14 protein-coding genes are annotated in these 16675 nt (G+C 64.1%); 8 read left to right on the top strand and 6 right to left on the bottom strand.

All coding sequences use genetic code 11. The annotated features are described in order from the left end of the window. Positions 1-105 precede the first annotated feature (105 nt). The gene (locus V474_RS19215; protein WP_059153028.1) at positions 106-369 is read left to right on the top strand and encodes a hypothetical protein; all 264 of its coding nucleotides are present in this window, start codon (positions 106-108) and stop codon (positions 367-369) included. Positions 370-404: 35 nt separating this feature from the next. On the opposite strand, the gene V474_RS19210 is transcribed toward V474_RS19215, so the two are convergent. Together V474_RS19210 and V474_RS19205 are read right to left on the bottom strand one after the other, a co-directional pair. After that, a complete protein-coding gene (locus V474_RS19210; RefSeq protein WP_059153027.1) occupies positions 405-1718 on the bottom strand; it encodes a sensor histidine kinase in 1314 nt (437 codons plus the stop codon). After that, positions 1718-2413 (bottom strand): response regulator transcription factor, encoded by a 696-nt coding sequence (locus V474_RS19205; RefSeq protein WP_236711343.1) that lies wholly within the window; start codon positions 2411-2413, stop codon positions 1718-1720. Before V474_RS19205 ends, V474_RS19210 begins: the two co-directional genes overlap by 1 nt. A gap of 124 nt (positions 2414-2537) precedes the next feature. Between V474_RS19205 and V474_RS19200 the strand changes: the two genes are divergently transcribed. From V474_RS19200 to V474_RS19190, 3 genes are read left to right on the top strand one after another with little or no spacing between them, the layout of a single operon-like run. Continuing rightward, positions 2538-3734: an efflux RND transporter periplasmic adaptor subunit gene (locus tag V474_RS19200; RefSeq protein WP_059153026.1), complete on the top strand. Its 1197-nt coding sequence runs from the start codon at positions 2538-2540 to the stop codon at positions 3732-3734. 7 nt (positions 3735-3741) lie between these two features. Then, positions 3742-5691, top strand: coding sequence for a MacB family efflux pump subunit (locus tag V474_RS19195; protein WP_059153025.1), 1950 nt, complete (start codon positions 3742-3744; stop codon positions 5689-5691). 2 nt (positions 5692-5693) lie between these two features. Next, on the top strand, positions 5694-7085 hold the full coding sequence (locus tag V474_RS19190; protein WP_059153024.1) for an efflux transporter outer membrane subunit: 1392 nt from the start codon (positions 5694-5696) through the stop codon (positions 7083-7085). 9 nt (positions 7086-7094) lie between these two features. On the opposite strand, the gene V474_RS19185 is transcribed toward V474_RS19190, so the two are convergent. Beyond that, a complete protein-coding gene (locus V474_RS19185) occupies positions 7095-7949 on the bottom strand; it encodes an NAD(P)-dependent oxidoreductase (protein WP_059153023.1) in 855 nt (284 codons plus the stop codon). A 122-nt stretch (positions 7950-8071) separates the two neighbouring features. Continuing rightward, complete coding sequence (bdcA, locus tag V474_RS19180; RefSeq protein WP_059153022.1) at positions 8072-8785, bottom strand: SDR family oxidoreductase; 714 nt, start codon at positions 8783-8785, stop codon at positions 8072-8074. A 74-nt stretch (positions 8786-8859) separates the two neighbouring features. On the opposite strand from bdcA, the gene V474_RS19175 reads away from it, so the two are divergent. The 4 genes from V474_RS19175 (at position 8860) to V474_RS26670 (ending at position 13332) form a co-directional block, all read left to right on the top strand. After that, positions 8860-9450 carry a TetR/AcrR family transcriptional regulator gene (locus V474_RS19175; protein WP_059153021.1) on the top strand — a complete coding sequence of 197 codons (591 nt, stop codon included), beginning with the start codon at positions 8860-8862 and terminating at the stop codon, positions 9448-9450. Between the two features lie 75 nt (positions 9451-9525). Continuing rightward, positions 9526-10413: a Rossmann-like and DUF2520 domain-containing protein gene (locus tag V474_RS19170; RefSeq protein WP_059153020.1), complete on the top strand. Its 888-nt coding sequence runs from the start codon at positions 9526-9528 to the stop codon at positions 10411-10413. Between the two features lie 338 nt (positions 10414-10751). Continuing rightward, the gene (locus V474_RS19165) at positions 10752-12920 is read left to right on the top strand and encodes a TonB-dependent receptor (RefSeq protein WP_059153019.1); all 2169 of its coding nucleotides are present in this window, start codon (positions 10752-10754) and stop codon (positions 12918-12920) included. 202 nt (positions 12921-13122) lie between these two features. Next, the gene (locus V474_RS26670) at positions 13123-13332 is read left to right on the top strand and encodes a hypothetical protein (protein WP_236711342.1); all 210 of its coding nucleotides are present in this window, start codon (positions 13123-13125) and stop codon (positions 13330-13332) included. Between the two features lie 452 nt (positions 13333-13784). On the opposite strand, the gene V474_RS19155 is transcribed toward V474_RS26670, so the two are convergent. Together V474_RS19155 and V474_RS19150 are read right to left on the bottom strand one after the other, a co-directional pair. Then, on the bottom strand, positions 13785-15125 hold the full coding sequence (locus tag V474_RS19155; protein ID WP_169795098.1) for a M24 family metallopeptidase: 1341 nt from the start codon (positions 15123-15125) through the stop codon (positions 13785-13787). Then, positions 15085-16437 carry an LLM class flavin-dependent oxidoreductase gene (locus tag V474_RS19150; RefSeq protein ID WP_059153016.1) on the bottom strand — a complete coding sequence of 451 codons (1353 nt, stop codon included), beginning with the start codon at positions 16435-16437 and terminating at the stop codon, positions 15085-15087. Before V474_RS19150 ends, V474_RS19155 begins: the two co-directional genes overlap by 41 nt. Positions 16438-16675 lie beyond the last annotated feature (238 nt).

Here is a 16675-nt window from a genome sequence, read left to right as displayed (position 1 = left end):
CATAATCGTGCGTATTTGCGGGCTCTGGACATTCTTGCCGGTTCGTATCATCCTGATGCCATTGAAGACCGAGCAATACGGTCGCTTTTATAGGATGCTAAACCGATGATCGAGAATAGTGACGTTGATACCGGCGACAAGGCAATGATCATTCTGCAGAGCCTGATCTGCTACCTTCGTGAAAAGAACGTGCTCTCGCGCGCGGATATGGAAGAACTGCGTGATCGCGTGGAAGCCCGTATCGCGGCATCCGAAACCAGCCTTCCCTGCGGCCAGGCCATCGCTGCTGCCGCTGCCAGCGAAATGCGCGAACTCGACGACTTCTGCGGCAAGAAGTACGGCGGCAAGCATAGGCGCCGGGTTAACTGATCGCCTGAAGCGCGCCTATCGAAACAGGCGCGCTGTCATAACGCCTTGGCCGGGATTTCGAACTCGACCTTGAGCCCCTGCCCAGGCAGATTGGCCGCGACTATGCGGCCCTTGTGCGCGGCGACCGCGCGCGATGCAATGGCGAGGCCAAGGCCAAGGCCCTGGCCATCTGCCTTTCCCCGCACAAACGGCTCGAACAGCGTGTCGATCAGATCTGGCGGCACCCCCGGTCCTTCGTCGACAACCGACAGGCGAAATGACGCTTCCCCTGCCAGATAGACACAGCCCACTTCGATTCGCCCCTTTGGCGGCGAAAAGCGCAGTGCGTTGCGCACCACGTTCTCGATAGCCCGGCGCATCAGTTCTGAACTGCCGCGTACTGGCGGGCGCTCCTCATCCTCTTCCCCGGGCGCATCGAAAGTGATCTCGATGCCAGCGGGCTGCGCTTCATAGCACGCATCGGCAATGACGCTGGCCGCTACGCCGACAAGGTCGAAATAGTCGTCACCGGGGTCCTGCTCGTTTTCGGCTCGGGCCAGAGTGAGCAGTTCGCCAACCAGCCCGTCCAGACGCTCGACCTCGCGCTCCATGCGGTCCATCGCGCTTTCGGTCCGCGCCGGGGTCTGCCGCGCAAGTGCGATCGCCAGTTGCAGGCGCGCCAGTGGTGAGCGCAGTTCATGCGAAACGTCGTGGAGCAGCCGGTCACGGCCCTGCACCAGTTGTTCGATCAGCCGAGCCGTGCGGTCGAATTCATGGGCAAGGTCCGCCACTTCATCACGCCGCGCGCCGATCGCCGGCGACACCCGCGTTGCCAGTTCGCCGCGGGCAAGGCGTTCGAACCCGCGCCGCAGGTGGTTGATCGGGGCTAGCAGATACCAGGCCAGAAGCCCGCTGAAAACCAGACCTGCCAGCACACCCGTCAACACCAGCTCAGGCGGGATGTTGAGCAGCCCCGGCGAATCGTCGCGGTGGTAGCGAAAGCGCAGCAGGTAACGCGCGCCCGTCGGATCGCGCACCCGGCGCTCCAGCACCCCGTACCCCTCGCCGAGCCGGGCCGGGCGCGTGCCTTCCGCCACAAGCTCCAGCCGATGACGCGAATCCTCAGGCAGGTTCGCCAACATTGCCCGGTAGCGCGCCGGCCCGCCGCCGCCCACCGCCTGCACCGCTGCCTCCAGCACGGGCGGGCCGATATGACGGGTCATCAGGAATTCGGGCGGTTCGCGGTCGCCGCGCAGGGCGAACAGCAGCCAGACCACCTGGGTCATCACCACGAAGGTGACCAGGAACGCCAGAAGGATTTTCCAGAACAACCGCCGACCAGCCAGCAACCGCCCGATCCGCAGGCCCATCAACGAACCCCCAGCCGGTAGCCAACCCCGCGCACCGTCTCGACGCTTGCCGCCCCGTGCGAGACCGCTTCCAGCTTCTGACGCAGGTTGCTCACGTGGACGTCGACGCTGCGATCATACGTCTGGCGCGCCCGGCCCAGGCCCCGTAGCGAAATCTCATCCTTGGTCGCCACGGCCTCGCCGGCGCGGGCGAGGATGAGCAGGATGTTGAATTCGGACGCCGTCAGTTCCACCCCGGCGCCTTGCCACTGCGCCTTGCGCGCGGCGACCTGCACTTCCAGCCCGCCGAGCAAGATCGTCGCCGGCTGAGGGACGATGACCGGCTGCTGCCGGCGCAAGTTGGCGCGTAGTCGGGCGACAAGCTCGCGGGGGTAGCAGGGCTTGGCGACGTAATCGTCCGCGCCCAGTTCCAGCCCGATCACCTTGTCCACCTCGTCGCCGCGCGCGGAGAGCATGATGACGGGCAACTGATTGCTTTCCCGCAACGCGCGCAGCAGGTCGATGCCATTGAGGCCGGGCAGCATTATATCCAGCACTACCGCGTCGTGCTCGCCCGAAAGCGCGCGCGCCAGCCCCCGTACGCCATCAGAGACGATCTCGACGCGGAAGCCTTCGCTTTCGAGATATTCGCCCAGCATGGCGCCAAGTTCGTGATCGTCGTCGATCAACAGGATGCGTTTGGAATCCTCGTCCACCCCGCTCTGATGGCCCAGCAGCGCACGCTTGTCAGCCGCGGCCTGACCACCTTTACGAAAACTTTACAAATCCCTGTCGAAGTCTTTACCCACAACCTTCCAGCCACAAGCCATACCGGAGCCCATGTTCACCACTCGTCGCATCGTGATCGGCGGCGCCATTCTTGGCGCATGTATCCTCCTGCTGGTCTGGAAGCTGTTCCTGTCTGCACCGGCCGAGCCGGACGTCGCGACCGCCAAGGTCGTGCGCGGCGCGATCGAGCATACTGTCGAGGCGACAGGGACGCTTGAGCCCAAGGAACTGGTCAGTGTGGGCGCGCAGGTCGGCGGCCGGCTGGACCAGCTCAACGTCGCTGTGGGCGACGTGGTCCATCAGGGCGACCTGATAGGCCTGATCGATCCGCGCACCCAGACCAACAGCCTGGAGACCGCCAGGGCCGACCTCGCCAACACGCAGGCCCAGCTCGCCGGCGCAAAGGCGACGCTGGCACAGGCCCAGCTCGCCTTCCGCCGCCAGCAGGCGCTGGGATCGGGCGAGGCGACCTCGCAGCAGGACTTCGAGGCGGCCCGCGCAACCCTGCAATCCGCGCAGGCCAGCTACGATGCGCTGCGGGCGCAGATCCGGGCGGCCGGGGTGAGTGTAGATACCGCGCAGGTGCAGCTGGGCTATACCAAGATCACCGCGCCGATGGACGGCGTGATCGTCGCGGTGGTCAGCAAGCAGGGCCAGACGGTCAACGCCAACCAGTCCGCGCCGACCATCGTCGTCCTCGCCAAGCTCGATGTTATGACGATCAAGGCCGAAGTGTCCGAGGCCGACGTCATCAACGTGAAGCCCGGCCTGCCGGTCTACTTCACCATCCTGGGCGACCCGGACAAGCGCTATGAAGCCAAGTTGCGCCTGATCGAACCGGCGCCGGAGTCCATCGTCGACGAAGTCAGCTCCAGTTCCAGCAGTTCCTCCACCAGCAGCACCTCCACGGCGATCTACTACAACGCCCTGTTCGAAGTGCCCAATACCGACGGCCGCCTGCGTGCGCTGATGACCGCGAAGGTTTCCATCGTGCTGGATCGCCGCGCCAATGCCTTGTCGATCCCGGCGACCGCCCTCGGCGCCAAGGGCAAGGACGGCAGCTACACGGTGCGCGTGAAGACCGAGGAAGGCACGATCGAGAACCGCCAGATCAGGATCGGCCTAAATAACAACGTCAACGTGGAGGTCGTCTCCGGCCTCAGGGAAGGCGAGAACGTGGTCATCGGAGAGGCATCGGGCGATACGGCATCCAGCGGCCGCCGTCGCATGGGCCCGCCGGGATTCTGAGGCGGCGATGACCCCCACGCCGCTCCTGTCGCTGTCGAAAGTCCGGCGCGAATATCCTTCGGGCGACGGCGTCTTCGCTGCGCTCAAGGACATCGACCTGACGATCCTGGCGGGCGAGATGGTGGCCATTGTCGGCCAGTCCGGTTCGGGCAAGTCGACGCTGATGAACATTCTGGGCTGCCTGGACCGGCCGACCTCGGGGTCGTACCGCGTCAGCGGTCGAGACACCGGCAAGCTGGAGCCGGATGAACTGGCGGCCCTGCGCCGCGAGCATTTCGGCTTCATCTTCCAGCGCTACCACCTGCTCACCGACCTTTCCGCGCTCGGCAACGTCGAGGTTCCAGCGGTCTATGCCGGCAAGCCGCGCGGCGAGCGGGCTGACCGGGCCGGGCAACTGCTCGCCCGCCTGGGCCTGGGTGAGCGTACCAACCATCGTCCCGGTCAGCTTTCGGGCGGCCAGCAGCAGCGCGTCTCGATCGCGCGCGCCTTGATGAACGGCGGCGAGGTGATCTTCGCCGACGAGCCGACCGGCGCGCTGGACAGCGCCAGCGGCGTGGAAGTCATGGCGATCCTGGGCGAACTCCACGCCGAGGGCCACACAGTCATCATCGTCACCCACGACATGCACGTTGCCGAGCACGCCGACCGGATCATCGAGATCCACGACGGCGAGATCATCGACGACCGCCGCAAGGGCGAGCCGAAAATCGCGCCGACTCTGCCCCCGCCGGTACAGGGCACCAGCAACTTCCAGCAGCTTGCCGACCGGTTTCGCGAAGCCTTCCGCATGGCGGTACTGGCGATGTCGGCGCACAAGCTGCGCACGTTCCTGACGATGCTGGGCATCATCATCGGCATCGCCTCGGTCGTGTCCGTGGTGGCGCTGGGCAAGGGCTCGCAGGAGCAAATTCTTTCGGACATCTCCGGGCTGGGCACCAGCACCCTTACCGTCTTTCCCGGCAAGAGCTTCGGCGACATGCGATCGGGCAAGATTCAGACACTCAAGGACACCGATGCCGATGCGCTGTCGCAGCTTTCATACATCGACAGCGTGACCCCCAGCGTCTCCTCCAGCGTCACCGCCCGCTACCGTAACGTGGCCGCCACCGCGAGCGTCAGCGGCGTGGGCGCCGACTACTTCCGCGTGCGCGGGTTGAAACTAGTGTCAGGCAGCCTGTTCGATCAGCAAAGCGTGCGCCGCCTTGAGCAGGACGCCGTGGTCGACGAGAACACCGTGAAAACCCTGTTCCCGGACGGCGAGGACCCGCTGGGCAAAGTCGTCCTGCTGAGCAAGGTCCCCGTGCGCATCGTCGGCGTCGTCGGCACCCAGCAGCAGGGCTTCGGCGGCAGCGACAGCCTGACCGCCTATGTGCCTTACACCACGGTGATGAGCCGGATGCTGGGTCAGTCCTACGTATCAAACATCACCGTGCGCATCGCCGACAATACCTCAACCTCAGCAGCGGAGGCAGCGGTGACGCAGCTTCTGACCCAGCGCCACGGCACGGTTGACTTCTTCATCAGCAATTCCGACGACATCCGCGCCACGATCACCAGCGCCACTCAGACCATGACGCTGCTCGTGGCCGCGATCGCGGTGATTTCGCTGATCGTGGGCGGCATCGGCGTGATGAACATCATGCTCGTCTCGGTCACTGAACGTACCGCCGAGATCGGCGTGCGCATGGCGGTGGGCGCGCGTCAGTCCGACATTCTCCAGCAGTTCCTGATCGAGGCGATATTGGTGTGCCTGATCGGCGGCGTGATCGGCGTGCTGCTGTCGCTTGGGGTGGGCGTCTTGTTCTACCTTGCGAGCGCGCCGATAACCCTGTCCTACTCGACCACTTCGATCGTTGCCGCCTTCGTGTGCTCCACGATGATCGGCATCGTCTTCGGCTTCCTGCCCGCCCGGCGCGCGGCCCGGCTCGACCCGGTCGACGCCCTTTCGAGAGACTAAGCGTGCATAGGCTCCTCCCTTCCCCGCGGCTGCTCTTCGTCCTGGCAGTGCTTCCCTTGGCCGCCGGCTGCGCGGGCGTCACCCGCTCGCATTACGCCGTGCCTTCGGTCCCGGTCGCCGCCGGATGGGACGCAGCTCCCGTGGGCGATCCCGCCCCCGCAGGCGGCCCGTGGTGGAACGAGTTCGGCGACCCTGCCCTCACCTCGCTGGTGCAGCAGGTGCTGGCGACCAATGCCGACCTCGCCGCCGCCGGCCTCCGCCTGAAGCGCGCGCGGCTGTCCTCCGATCTGGCGCGGCAGGCGCTGCTCCCCAGCTTCAACGCGGGGCTATCCTCCAATGCCTCGAAGCCGCTGGAGGGCGGCACATCTTGGACAAAAGGGAGCAACGGCTCTCTGGGCGCCTCATGGGAGATCGACCTTTTCGGCAAGCTCGACGCACAGGCAGACGCAGCGCGCTGGGAAGCACAGGCCACCGCGCAGGATCTAGCCGGAACGCGACTTTCGCTTATCGGCACCGCCGTACAGGCATGGTGGCAACTGGGATATGCCAATGAACAGATCGCGCTGGGCGAACAGAGCATCGCCTATGTGAAGCGCGCGCTGGAACTGGTGCAGCGCCAGTATGACGCCGGCGCCGTTTCCCGCGTGGAACTGCGCGATGCGCAGCAATCGGTCGCATCGCAGGAAGCCGCGCAGACGCAGCTGGTACAGGCCCGCGTTGAGGCGCTGAAAGCCCTCGCCGCCCTGCTCGACCGTCAAGGTTACGACGGCGAGGAACTGCGTGCCTTGCCCCAGAACGCCCTGCCCGCCATCAACGCGGGCGTCCCTGCCTCGCTGCTGGCGCGTCGCCCCGACCTTTCGGCGGCCGAACTGCGCCTGCGCGGGACGCTGGCGACCAGCGATGCCACCACGGTAAGCTATTACCCCGGCTTCAGCCTGACCGGCGCGCTGGGGACGGCCAGTTCCTCGCTGCTCACGTTCTTCAGCAACCCAGCCGCCAGCCTCGGCGCGGCGCTATCGCTGCCGGAACTGAACCCGGTCAAGGTCCGCCTCGCCACCGGGGTCGCCCGCGCGGACTACGACATCGCCGTCCAGGACTTCCGCCAGACCTTCTACGACGCCCTGCGCGATACCCAGATCAGCCTTTCCGCGCGCGACCAGTACATCGCCCAGGCCCGGTTCCTAGATGCCAATTACGCCGCCGCCAAAGACGCCGAGTCCTTGTACGAACGCCAGTACCGCAACGGCCTCATCACCCTGCGCCTGTGGCTCGACGCGCAGGAACGCCTGCGCAGCGCGCGCAGCAGCCTGCTCCAGAACCGCTACAACCAGCTGACCGCGCAAGTGCAGGTCTATCAGGCGCTGGGCGGGGATACGGCCACCCCCGCCTCCTGAACGCGCCGCTCAACTGCCTAGCAGATGCGCCGCTATGGCAGACCAGTCCTGCTCGCCGCGCCCGGCATCGGCGGCGGCCTGCATCTGCCCGCGCACCGCGCCGAGCATGGGCAGCGCCTTGCCGAACGCTTCGCCGGCCTCGCTCGCCAGCCGCAGGTCCTTTAGGCCGAGAGCCAGGCGGAAGCCCGGCTCGTAATCGCCCGCAACGATCTTGCCGCCATAATTTTCATAGACCCGGCAGCCGAACAGGGTCTGGGTCATCAGGTCCAGGAAAGCGCCGCGCTCCACGCCGTGCGCCTCGGTGATCGCCGCCGCTTCGGCCATGGCCTCCATGGCCATGGCGATCATCATGTTGCCCGCGACCTTGGAGGCATTGGCGGTGCGGGGATCCTCTCCCATCACGAAGACGCGCCGCCCGATCACGTCGAACAGCGGGGTTACCCTGGCGATCGCCTCGGCGGGGCCGGCGGCCATGATGTTGAGCTGCGCCGCTTCGGCCACGTCGGGCCGACCGAACACCGGGGCCGAGACATAGCCGATGCCACGCGCGGCATGGATATCCGCAAGCTCACCCGCGAAATCCACCGAGATCGTCGCGGTGACCACATGCACCAGTCCCTCACGGGCATGGGATAGAAGGTCGCCGTCCAGCACGACCTCCCGGATCGCCGCATCGTCCGACAGCATGGTAAAGACCACGTCTGCGCCGAGCACCTCCTCAGGGCTTGCCGCGATGGTCCCGTTCACCACCGCATCCCCCGCCACGGGCGAACGGTTCCAAGCGAGAATACGGTGCCCGGCACGCCCCAGGTTCGAGGCCATCGCCAGCCCCATCCGGCCAAGGCCGACAAATCCGATATCCATGCCAATACTCCTGCTCAAAATCCGTTCGAGAACGGGAAGGCCATCGGCTTCCTCAGGTGAGGCTAACGCGGCCTTCAGCGCCGCTTCCCCGATCTGGCCGTTATGTGTCTCGTGTCGGCCGGTCAGGCGCCGAAGCCGCCGTCGATGGTATGCATGGCGCCGGTTATGCCGCGCGCATCCGCGCTCACAAGGTAGGAGACGAGGCTCGCCACTTCCATCGCGTTCCCATGGCGCTTGATCGCCATGACGCTGTGCATCAGCTCGGCCATCGGGCCATCGGCGGGATTCATTTCCGTGTCGGTGGGTCCCGGCTGCACGACGTTGACGGTGATCTCGCGAGGGCCGAAATCACGCGCGAGGCCGCGCGTCATGCCCTGCAAGGCCGACTTGGTCATCGCATAGGCGGCAAGGCCGGGGAATGGCATGCTGTCGCCGTTGACGGAGCCGACGAACACGATGCGCCCGCCGTCGGGCATGGCGCGCGCCGCTTCGACGGCGGCATGGTAAGGCGCGCGCACGTTGACGTCGATCATGCGATCGACATTATCCGCTGCCAGTTCCAACGGATCGCCGGCTACCAGCAGACCGGCGTTGAACACCAGGATATCGACAGGTCCGGCGTCGCGCACGGTCTTTATAAGGCCGTCGCGGTCGGCGGCATCGGAACGGATGGCCGTGGCCCCGGTCTTCTGCGCCAAGGCCTCGGCGGATTCCCGGGAGCCTGCATAAGTGAAATCGACTTGCGCGCCGTCGGCAGCCAGTCTCGTTACGATAGCGGCGCCGATGCCGCGGCTGCCGCCAATCACCAATGCCTTCTTTCCCATGATATCTGCCATGTCACATTCCTTGATAAATATTGAGCGTTCGCTACATATATCGCCCCGCGAGGGGCTTCAAGAGGTATTTTGTAGTGACTGCTAATTTAAAATCAGGAAGGGGCAGGCCGCGCAGCTTCGATACCGAACAGGCCCTGGCGACAGGCGAGGCGCTGTTCCACGAAAAGGGTTACGAAGGCGTCGGCCTTGCCGCGCTGACCAGCGCGCTGGGCATCAAGCCTCCCAGCTTCTATGCCGCCTTCGGCAGCAAGGCCGCCTTTTTCGAGCGCGTCCTCCAGCGCTATAGTGCGGCCGCCACCCCGATCGCGGACCTGTTCGTGCCCGGCCGTCCCGTCATCGATGCGGTGGCGCACCTGCTTACGGATTCGGCGCGCGCCTATGCTGCCGATCCCGAACGGCGTGGTTGCCTCGTGCTGGAAGCCGCGCGCGCATCCACCGATGCCGATATCTGCCAGTTGGCGCGCACCGCGGCCCAACGCCCGCGCGCCGCCATTCACGCCTTCCTAATGCAGTCTCATCCCGATGCGGCGGATAGTGTGACGGACATGGTGGTCGCCGTGATGTCCGGCATGTCCGCTGCCGCGCGCGAAGGCTGGGACGAGAAACGACTGGCCAGCGTAGCCCGCATCGCCTTGATGGGCATCGCGGCGGAGCTGGGCGATTGACGCCACCCTTGATTGATGTCGGGCCTGATTGACCCGGGGATAGTGCGAACGCGATTCAGGCGGTAAATGGTTCACATGACGGCCCCCTCCCTCATCCGGCAGATCGGCATCATCGGCACAGGCAAAGTTGCCCGCGCCATGGCGCTAGCTCTTGGCAAACATAGCGCAAAGCCGCCGATGCTTTGGGGCCGCACGCGCACGGCAATGGAGGAAGCCATCGCGCAGATCGGGCATGGCGTGGCGGCCAACAGCCTCGCTGCGCTTGTGCAGGCCTGCGATGTCACCGTCATCGCGGTGTCGGACGATGCCATCACGGCCGTGGCTGAGACACTGGCTCAGGCCGGGCGGTTGGATCACGCGCCTCTCGTCTTCCACGTCAGCGGCAGCAGCGGCACGGCGATCCTCTCCGCCCTGCACAGTAACGGCGCGCTGACGGCAGCGATACATCCGGCCATGACCTTCACCGGCGATCCGCATCTTGAGGTGGTGCGCATGGCAGGGGCACATTTTGCCGTTACCGGCTCGGATTCCAAAGCGGCAGCGCGTGCCCATGGGCTTATCCGCATGCTTGGCGGTGTATCGGTCGAGGTGGCCGAAACGCAGCGCACACTTTATCACGCCGCGCTATGCCACGCGGCCAATCACCTTGTCACACTGATCGCAGGAGCATCAGGCGCCTTGCGGGCCGCCGGAGCGGAGAACCCGCGAGATTTCCTGGCGCCGCTGGTACGCGCTGCACTGGACAATGCGCTCGAACGTGGGATCGGCGCTCTGTCGGGTCCGGTGCTGCGCGGGGATACCGGCACAGTCTGCGCTCACCTCACTGCGATCGAGGCGGGCTATCCCGACATGCTGGCACCCTATCGCGCGATGGCACTGGCAACTGCCGAAGAACTGGCACGTCAGGAGCCTTCAGCACTCGTCAGGCAACATATGTTGCATTCATGGAAGATTATTCAATAAAATCAGCCGATGGGCTGGAAAAGAAAGCATGGCGTTCGGAGTATGCCGAAAGCGATATGACCCAGCAAAGCTCTTGCTTTTCGGGGAAGTCGCCGACGACTCCGGTGCAGTCGACCACCAAACCCCGACGAGCGTTTTCAGCATGAGTTGCGCCGCCCGTTGACCCACCACCCCGCATTGCCGCGACCGAGGCAGCATCGGCAAGAATACGAGTTGGCCCTCTCTAATCAGAAGAGCTGGAGGTTTGCTGAAATTTCGAATAGTGGCAGCTGCCACACGCCAGATGGTGGAAGCGGAATTCGCGGCATCCTAGCGGCAAATACAGGGGTTAATTGAGAATGCTAAGCAGTCGCAGTATCTTAAAGTTCGCAACCCTCGCTGTTGTCGCCGGCGCAAGCGCTTCGGGTCCGTCCGTACTCGCTCAGGAAGCCGACATCGTCGTCACGGCCCAGCGCGAAAACGAGACGCAGGTCCTGCGCCGAGGAAGCCTGGGTGCACTCGGCGCGAAAGATGCTCTGCAAGTTCCCTTCGCGATCAAGGGCTATAGCGAGGCGCTGATTCTGAATCAGCAGCCGCTTACGCTTGGGCAGGTCCTTGAAAATGACCCGTCCGTCCGCACTTCGCTCGGCTTCGGCAATGCTTCCGAGCAGTTCATTATCCGCGGCTTTCCCCTCTATGGCGAAGATATAGCGATCGACGGGCTTTACGGTGTAACCCCCCGCCAGCTCGTCTCGCCCGAACTTTATGATCAGGTGCAGATCCTCAACGGCGCCAGCGCATTCCTGTTCGGCGCGGCGCCGGGTGGCACTGCGCTGGGAGGCACCGTCAATCTTCAACCCAAGCGCGCCAAGGACCAGCCGATCAACCGGCTGACCGTCAATTACCAGTCGGACGCCCACTTTGGTGGCGCATTCGATTTCAGCCGCCGGTTCGGGGACGCAAGCCAGTTCGGCGTGCGCATCAACGGTGCCGGACGAGCCGGCGATACCGCGATCAACGACGAGTTTCGCAGTTCGGTGGTGACCGGCGCGGCCTTCGACTGGCGCAGCGACCGCGCCAGGCTGTCCCTGGATCTTGCCTTTCAGCGCGTGAAAGTGCGCCATATGCGCCCGATGGTGCAGTTGGCAGCCACCGTCACCGCCATCCCCGATGTGCCGGATGCCGACAGCAATTATGGCCAGGACTGGAACTTCACAACGATCCGCGATGTATTCGGCATCGTCAAATTCGAGTACGACATCTCCGACGATATCCTGTTCTACAGCGCCGCCGGTGCGCGTGACACTGCGGAGCGGGGGCAGTACCAGAGCTTCACGGTCGTTGATAACGCCACCGGCGCGGCCCGCGTCACTGGCTCGACTATCCCGCGCAATGATAACAACGAAGCCGCGCAGGCTGGCGTGCGGGGCAAGTTCGCGACAGGCCCGATCACGCACGAATTCAACCTCGGCGCATCACACAGCCGCTATGTGAACCGCAACGCCTATGGCTTTTCGCCTTCGGTCACCGCGCCCAACACCAGCCTTTACGATCCGGCCGACCTGGCAGTGCCCAATTTCAACGGCGGTCTGCAGGGTGGCAACCGTGCCGATCCGTTCCCGGTGAACCGTACTCGCCTCACCAGCTTTTTCGTATCCGACACGATCGGCGCATTCGATCACAAGGTGGAGCTTACCGTAGGCCTGCGCCGCCAGCAGATCCATGTCCGCACGTATCGGGCGAACGCCGTGACGGTGCCTGCTCCCATGCCCGCCGGCAGCCTGTCGGTGGAATATAAGGAAAGCGCGACGACCCCGGTGGTCGGCCTCGTGATACGCCCTGCCGAGACCGTTTCGCTTTATGCCAACCGCATCGAAGGTCTGGTCCAGGGCCCGATCGCAGGCGCCGGAACGATCAATGCAGGCGAAGTGTTCGCACCTTTCAAGACCGTGCAGTACGAAGTGGGCGGCAAGCTCGCCATGGGACGCTTCAACGCCTCGCTCGCGCTGTTCCAGACAGATCGGCCGCAGACCCTGAACGAGACGACCGACACCTTCCCGCGCTTCACGCTCAACGGCCAGCAGCGCAACAAGGGCGTGGAACTGAGCCTCGACGGCGAGCCGGTCGACGGCCTGCGCGTGATCGCCGGCCTTTCGGTTACGGACGCCAAGCAGCGCCGGACAACGGGCGGCACGTTTGACGGCAACAACGCCATCGGCGTGCCCGAATACACCGCGAACGCCAATGTCGAATGGGACTTGGCCTTCTTGCCCGGCGTGACCCTGACGGGACGCGTGATGCAGACGGGCAGGCAGATGGTGAACCTCGCCAATACGCTCGAACTGCCGGAATGGACGCGCTTCGACCTTGGCGCGCGCTATGTGGTCGCCGTCGCGAACAAGCCGGTCACGTTTCGTTTCAACGTCGATAACGTCGCGAACAAGCGGTACTGGGCTTCTTCACTCGGCGGCTATCTTGTCCAAGGGATGCCCCGCGTCTTCAAGACCTCGGCAACGGTCGAATTTTGACCATAACCCGGCCATGCGAGCCCGGCTATGACGCCGGGCCCGCCCTTGGTCCTTACATCTCCCGAAAGTAGATGTTCCGCAGGTTCCCCTACCCGCCCCAGGTTCCGAAATGCCGCAAGCCCGAGCAGGTCACGCCGCCAGACGACCGCATGCGTGCCGGGGCGCAGCAGAATTACCCGGCATTGGCATCTCGGTAGTGCCGGTGATCCCGAAGCATTCGATCAAGATGTTCACCAATTACGCGCCGACCGATGGCGCCTTGGCAGGCTTCAGCATCGGCGGCGGCGTGACCTGGCTCAGTTCCACTTCCGGGGGCAATGCAGCGGTATTCAACATCGATGGCTCGCTGGTCACCCGTTCCACCATCGTCCGGCAGGGCGGTTATGTCGTCGCGGACCTCAGGGCCGGCTAAAAGCTGAACGAACAGCTATGGTTGTCGGTCAACGTCAATAACCTGTTCGACCGCTCGTATTACGCACGTATCTCTTCCACGGGGCGGGGTAACTTCTACGGCAGCCCCCGCACTGTGTTCGCAACGCTGCGGTTCTCCTACCAGTGAGCACGGCCGCCACGGCGCAGCTGCCGGGATGTCGGCAGCGCGGGGACATGGCCCTGCGCATCATCGCCGCCATTCCGCTCGGCTACGCCGTGGTGAGCCTATGAGCGATGGCCCTTGCCCGCATGCTGCACGGTAATCCCGGCTGGAGAGTCAGCATATATTCGCCGTAGATGCGATTTCCACAGGCGAGAAATCTTCGTGCGGGCGCCAATGACAAGGATATATTCGGTACAGCTCTCCAATTAGCGCGGGTGCTGTCGCCCCTATGCGAACGGCGCTAGGGGCCCACGACTGCCGCACCCGCCTTATATCTGAAAAAAGGCCTCGCCCCGTTCATTGAGGGGTTCGCAGCCATCTTCCGTAATCAGCCATAAATCCTCCAAATGGACGTTCCCGCTCGCATCGAGGTGGAGCACCGGGCAATCCACGCTGACAACCATATCCTTGCGGATGACATGATCGTCCTTTGCGAAGTTGAGACTTCCCGCCTGGAACGCCTCGTCCGTATGGTACAAGCCTACGCTATGCGTGCCGCAGGCGGTTGCCACATCATAGCCCGCCTGCTTCACGGCTTCATGGCCGATATGGCGGACATCCGAATACCGCAGTCCCGGCCGAAGGGCCCGCGATATCGCCTCGTTGGCGCATGTCGCCGCCTCGACCATGCGGATGATGATGGGGTCCGGCTCGCCGACGAAGACGGTTCGCCCGAAGTCACCGTGATATCCGGCATAGCTGCTGACCGCATCGATCTGGAAACTGCGCCCTTCGTGCAGGATGCCGTCCCTACGGCGCATCGCCATGCTGTCCGTCGACATAAAAAGCGGGATACCGCCCCGGCGCCCGGTACCCTCGAAGAACGCAAGGCGCAGGTCCTCATAGGTCTTGCCCGCGCGCATCGAAAGGATTGCCTCTTTCGCTGCGTCGGCGTTGTTGGACGCGGCGCGGCGCATCAGGGCGATCTCGGCCGGGGACTTGATCATCCTGATCTGGCGCAGCAGCGGCTCGGCGGGCCGTAACTGGCCATCAAGTCCGAGCGCGGCTGCCGCATTAAGCGTGTCGACGGCAATGTTCCCGGCAAAGGGATCCGCGGCAGCTTTTAGCGCGGTAGCAGCGGTCGGATAGGCAGGGCGGCGAGACAGAACACTTAACGTCGACGTGCGGCTGACAGCATCCATCGGATCGGGTCTTCCGCCGAGCGCTTCACCCAGGAAGATTGGCGGAGCGGCGCCCTCAAGCCCGTCAGGCGCCGTGTAAAGCAGGATGCGAACAGGATCTTCGCGAGGCACGTCATCCACATCATGAAGATAGTGAATGAACTGGCTGGTAATGAGGACGACCGGCTCGCCAATCGCCGCCGGAACCACGGCAAATGCTGCGCCAGACTGACCCATAGTTACCATCTGCGGCCAGAAACCAGTCGCATGATAGATGTTCACGGGATCGGACAGAACCAGCGCGGACACTCCGCAGGCACCGAGCACCCGCTCTGCCTCGCTGCGGTTCATCAAGGGAGCAAGCGTGTTCATGGAAAAATCCGTATTTCGTTCAGGTGAGAATTGACGGCTTTTCGTTGGGAAGGGCCGTACTCGTAAGGAGCCGGGTTCACCAGATTTCTGGGCGTCGGCGCGATGTGGGATCAGCATCGAAACCGTTGGGCGGCACCGCAAGCCCCAGGTTCTCGCGCAGCGTAGTACCTTCATACTCGCGCCGAAAATGTCCACGTTCCTGCAGAATGGGCACAACCATATCGACGAAGTCCTCCAGACCACCGGGTAAGAACGGGGCGGAAATCACGAACCCGTCCGCCGCGCCGCAGTTCTCCCATTCGATGAGAGTTTCAGCGATATCTTCGGCAGTTCCGACGATCGTGTGTCCGGTACGCCCCGCTGCGACACGACGCGCCAGTTCCGCGATAGGCAGCATCTCGCGCTCCGAAAGTTCGAGAACGCGGTCCCGGGTCGAGTTCTCGCCCGCCAGCGCTTCGGCAGGCAAGGCGGGCAGCGGCCCATCAGGATCGGCCCCCGACAGGTCCACATTGCCGAGCAAGCCCTCCAGCTTCGAGATCGCGATTCGCGCGGGAATCAGGTCGTCCAGTTCACGCTTCAGATCTTCCGCTTCGGAACGGGTACGTCCGATCACCGGAGTCACCGCGGGCATGATCTTGAGGCTTTCGGGACTACGCGAGAATTGCGCCAGTTGCGTGTGCATGTCTGCGCGGAAGGCCTGGGCCGTGAAGATCGTCGGGTGCGACGTGAAGATCACCTCCGCATTGGCCGCCGCGAACTGCTGGCCGGTGGCCGAAGCCCCGGCCTGGACCAGCACCGGATGCCCCTGCGGCGTGCGCGGGACCGTCAGTGGCCCAGCGACGCGAAAGTGCTCGCCTTGATGATCCACAGCGCTGATGCGGGCCGGATCGGTATAGGCGCCGCTCACCTTGTCGGCAACGACGGCACCGGCCTGCCAGCTATCCCAGAGCTTGCGCGCAACCGCCACGAATTCATCCGCGCGGGCATAGCGGTCGGCATGGGCAAGGTGGGCCTCGAAGCCGTAGTTGTGTGCCTCGTTTTCCATTGTGGAGGTAACGATGTTCCAGCCTGCGCGCCCGCCGCTCACATGGTCGAGTGAGGCGAAGCGACGCGCCACGTCATAAGGATGGCTGTACGTGGTCGAGGCAGTGCCAATCAGGCCTATGTTGCGGGTTGCCGCGGCGATCGTTGCCAACACCACCAACGGGTCGAGTTTCGGGGTTTCCAGACCGGCAAACACCGCCGCGCCCTTGACCGGGTGATACCCGACATAGTCGGCAAGAAAGACGCCGTCGAACAGGCCTTTCTCCGCAGTACGGCCAAGAGCCTGAAAATACTCGGCATCACAAAGGGCGTTGTCGGCAGCACGCGCGTGACGCCAGCCTGCGATGTGACCGCCGGTCTGCATGAGAAAAGCAAGCAATTTCATGACGTCGTGTCGCGCCTCGCTTAGGAATGATTATAGTCGGTCAACGTGGTCGGGGGTGAAAGGCCGGGCTGTCCCGGTGCTACCCGCACAGTCTTCCCAAGCAGCACGGCTGCGCGGCATGCGCCAATCAGGAATTATTGGGGGTGATAAGGGCTTCTGATTTCCGAAGCGGAGAAAACCGATGATACGGTGCAACCATCGAACGGCGAATTGATGACACTACGCTTCGAAAAATAAA

The organism is Novosphingobium barchaimii LL02 (assembly GCF_001046635.1).
Classification (GTDB): Bacteria; Pseudomonadota; Alphaproteobacteria; order Sphingomonadales; family Sphingomonadaceae; genus Novosphingobium; species Novosphingobium barchaimii.
The sequence above is the reverse complement of the archived record's forward strand: the minus strand, read 5'-3'. Positions and strand labels throughout refer to the sequence as shown.

What these genes read in the sequence shown, in the direction of transcription:
- V474_RS19215 (WP_059153028.1), top strand. Translation starts at nt 106, where the DNA reads ATGATCGAGAATAGTGACGTTGATACCGGCGACAAGGCAATGATCATT.
- V474_RS19210 (WP_059153027.1), bottom strand. Translation starts at nt 1,718, where the DNA reads ATGGGCCTGCGGATCGGGCGGTTGCTGGCTGGTCGGCGGTTGTTCTGG.
- V474_RS19200 (WP_059153026.1), top strand. Translation starts at nt 2,538, where the DNA reads ATGTTCACCACTCGTCGCATCGTGATCGGCGGCGCCATTCTTGGCGCA.
- V474_RS19195 (WP_059153025.1), top strand. Translation starts at nt 3,742, where the DNA reads ATGACCCCCACGCCGCTCCTGTCGCTGTCGAAAGTCCGGCGCGAATAT.
- V474_RS19185 (WP_059153023.1), bottom strand. Translation starts at nt 7,949, where the DNA reads ATGGATATCGGATTTGTCGGCCTTGGCCGGATGGGGCTGGCGATGGCC.
- bdcA (WP_059153022.1), bottom strand. Translation starts at nt 8,785, where the DNA reads ATGGCAGATATCATGGGAAAGAAGGCATTGGTGATTGGCGGCAGCCGC.
- V474_RS19170 (WP_059153020.1), top strand. Translation starts at nt 9,526, where the DNA reads ATGACGGCCCCCTCCCTCATCCGGCAGATCGGCATCATCGGCACAGGC.
- V474_RS19165 (WP_059153019.1), top strand. Translation starts at nt 10,752, where the DNA reads ATGCTAAGCAGTCGCAGTATCTTAAAGTTCGCAACCCTCGCTGTTGTC.
- V474_RS19155 (WP_169795098.1), bottom strand. Translation starts at nt 15,125, where the DNA reads ATGCTGATCCCACATCGCGCCGACGCCCAGAAATCTGGTGAACCCGGC.
- V474_RS19150 (WP_059153016.1), bottom strand. Translation starts at nt 16,437, where the DNA reads ATGAAATTGCTTGCTTTTCTCATGCAGACCGGCGGTCACATCGCAGGC.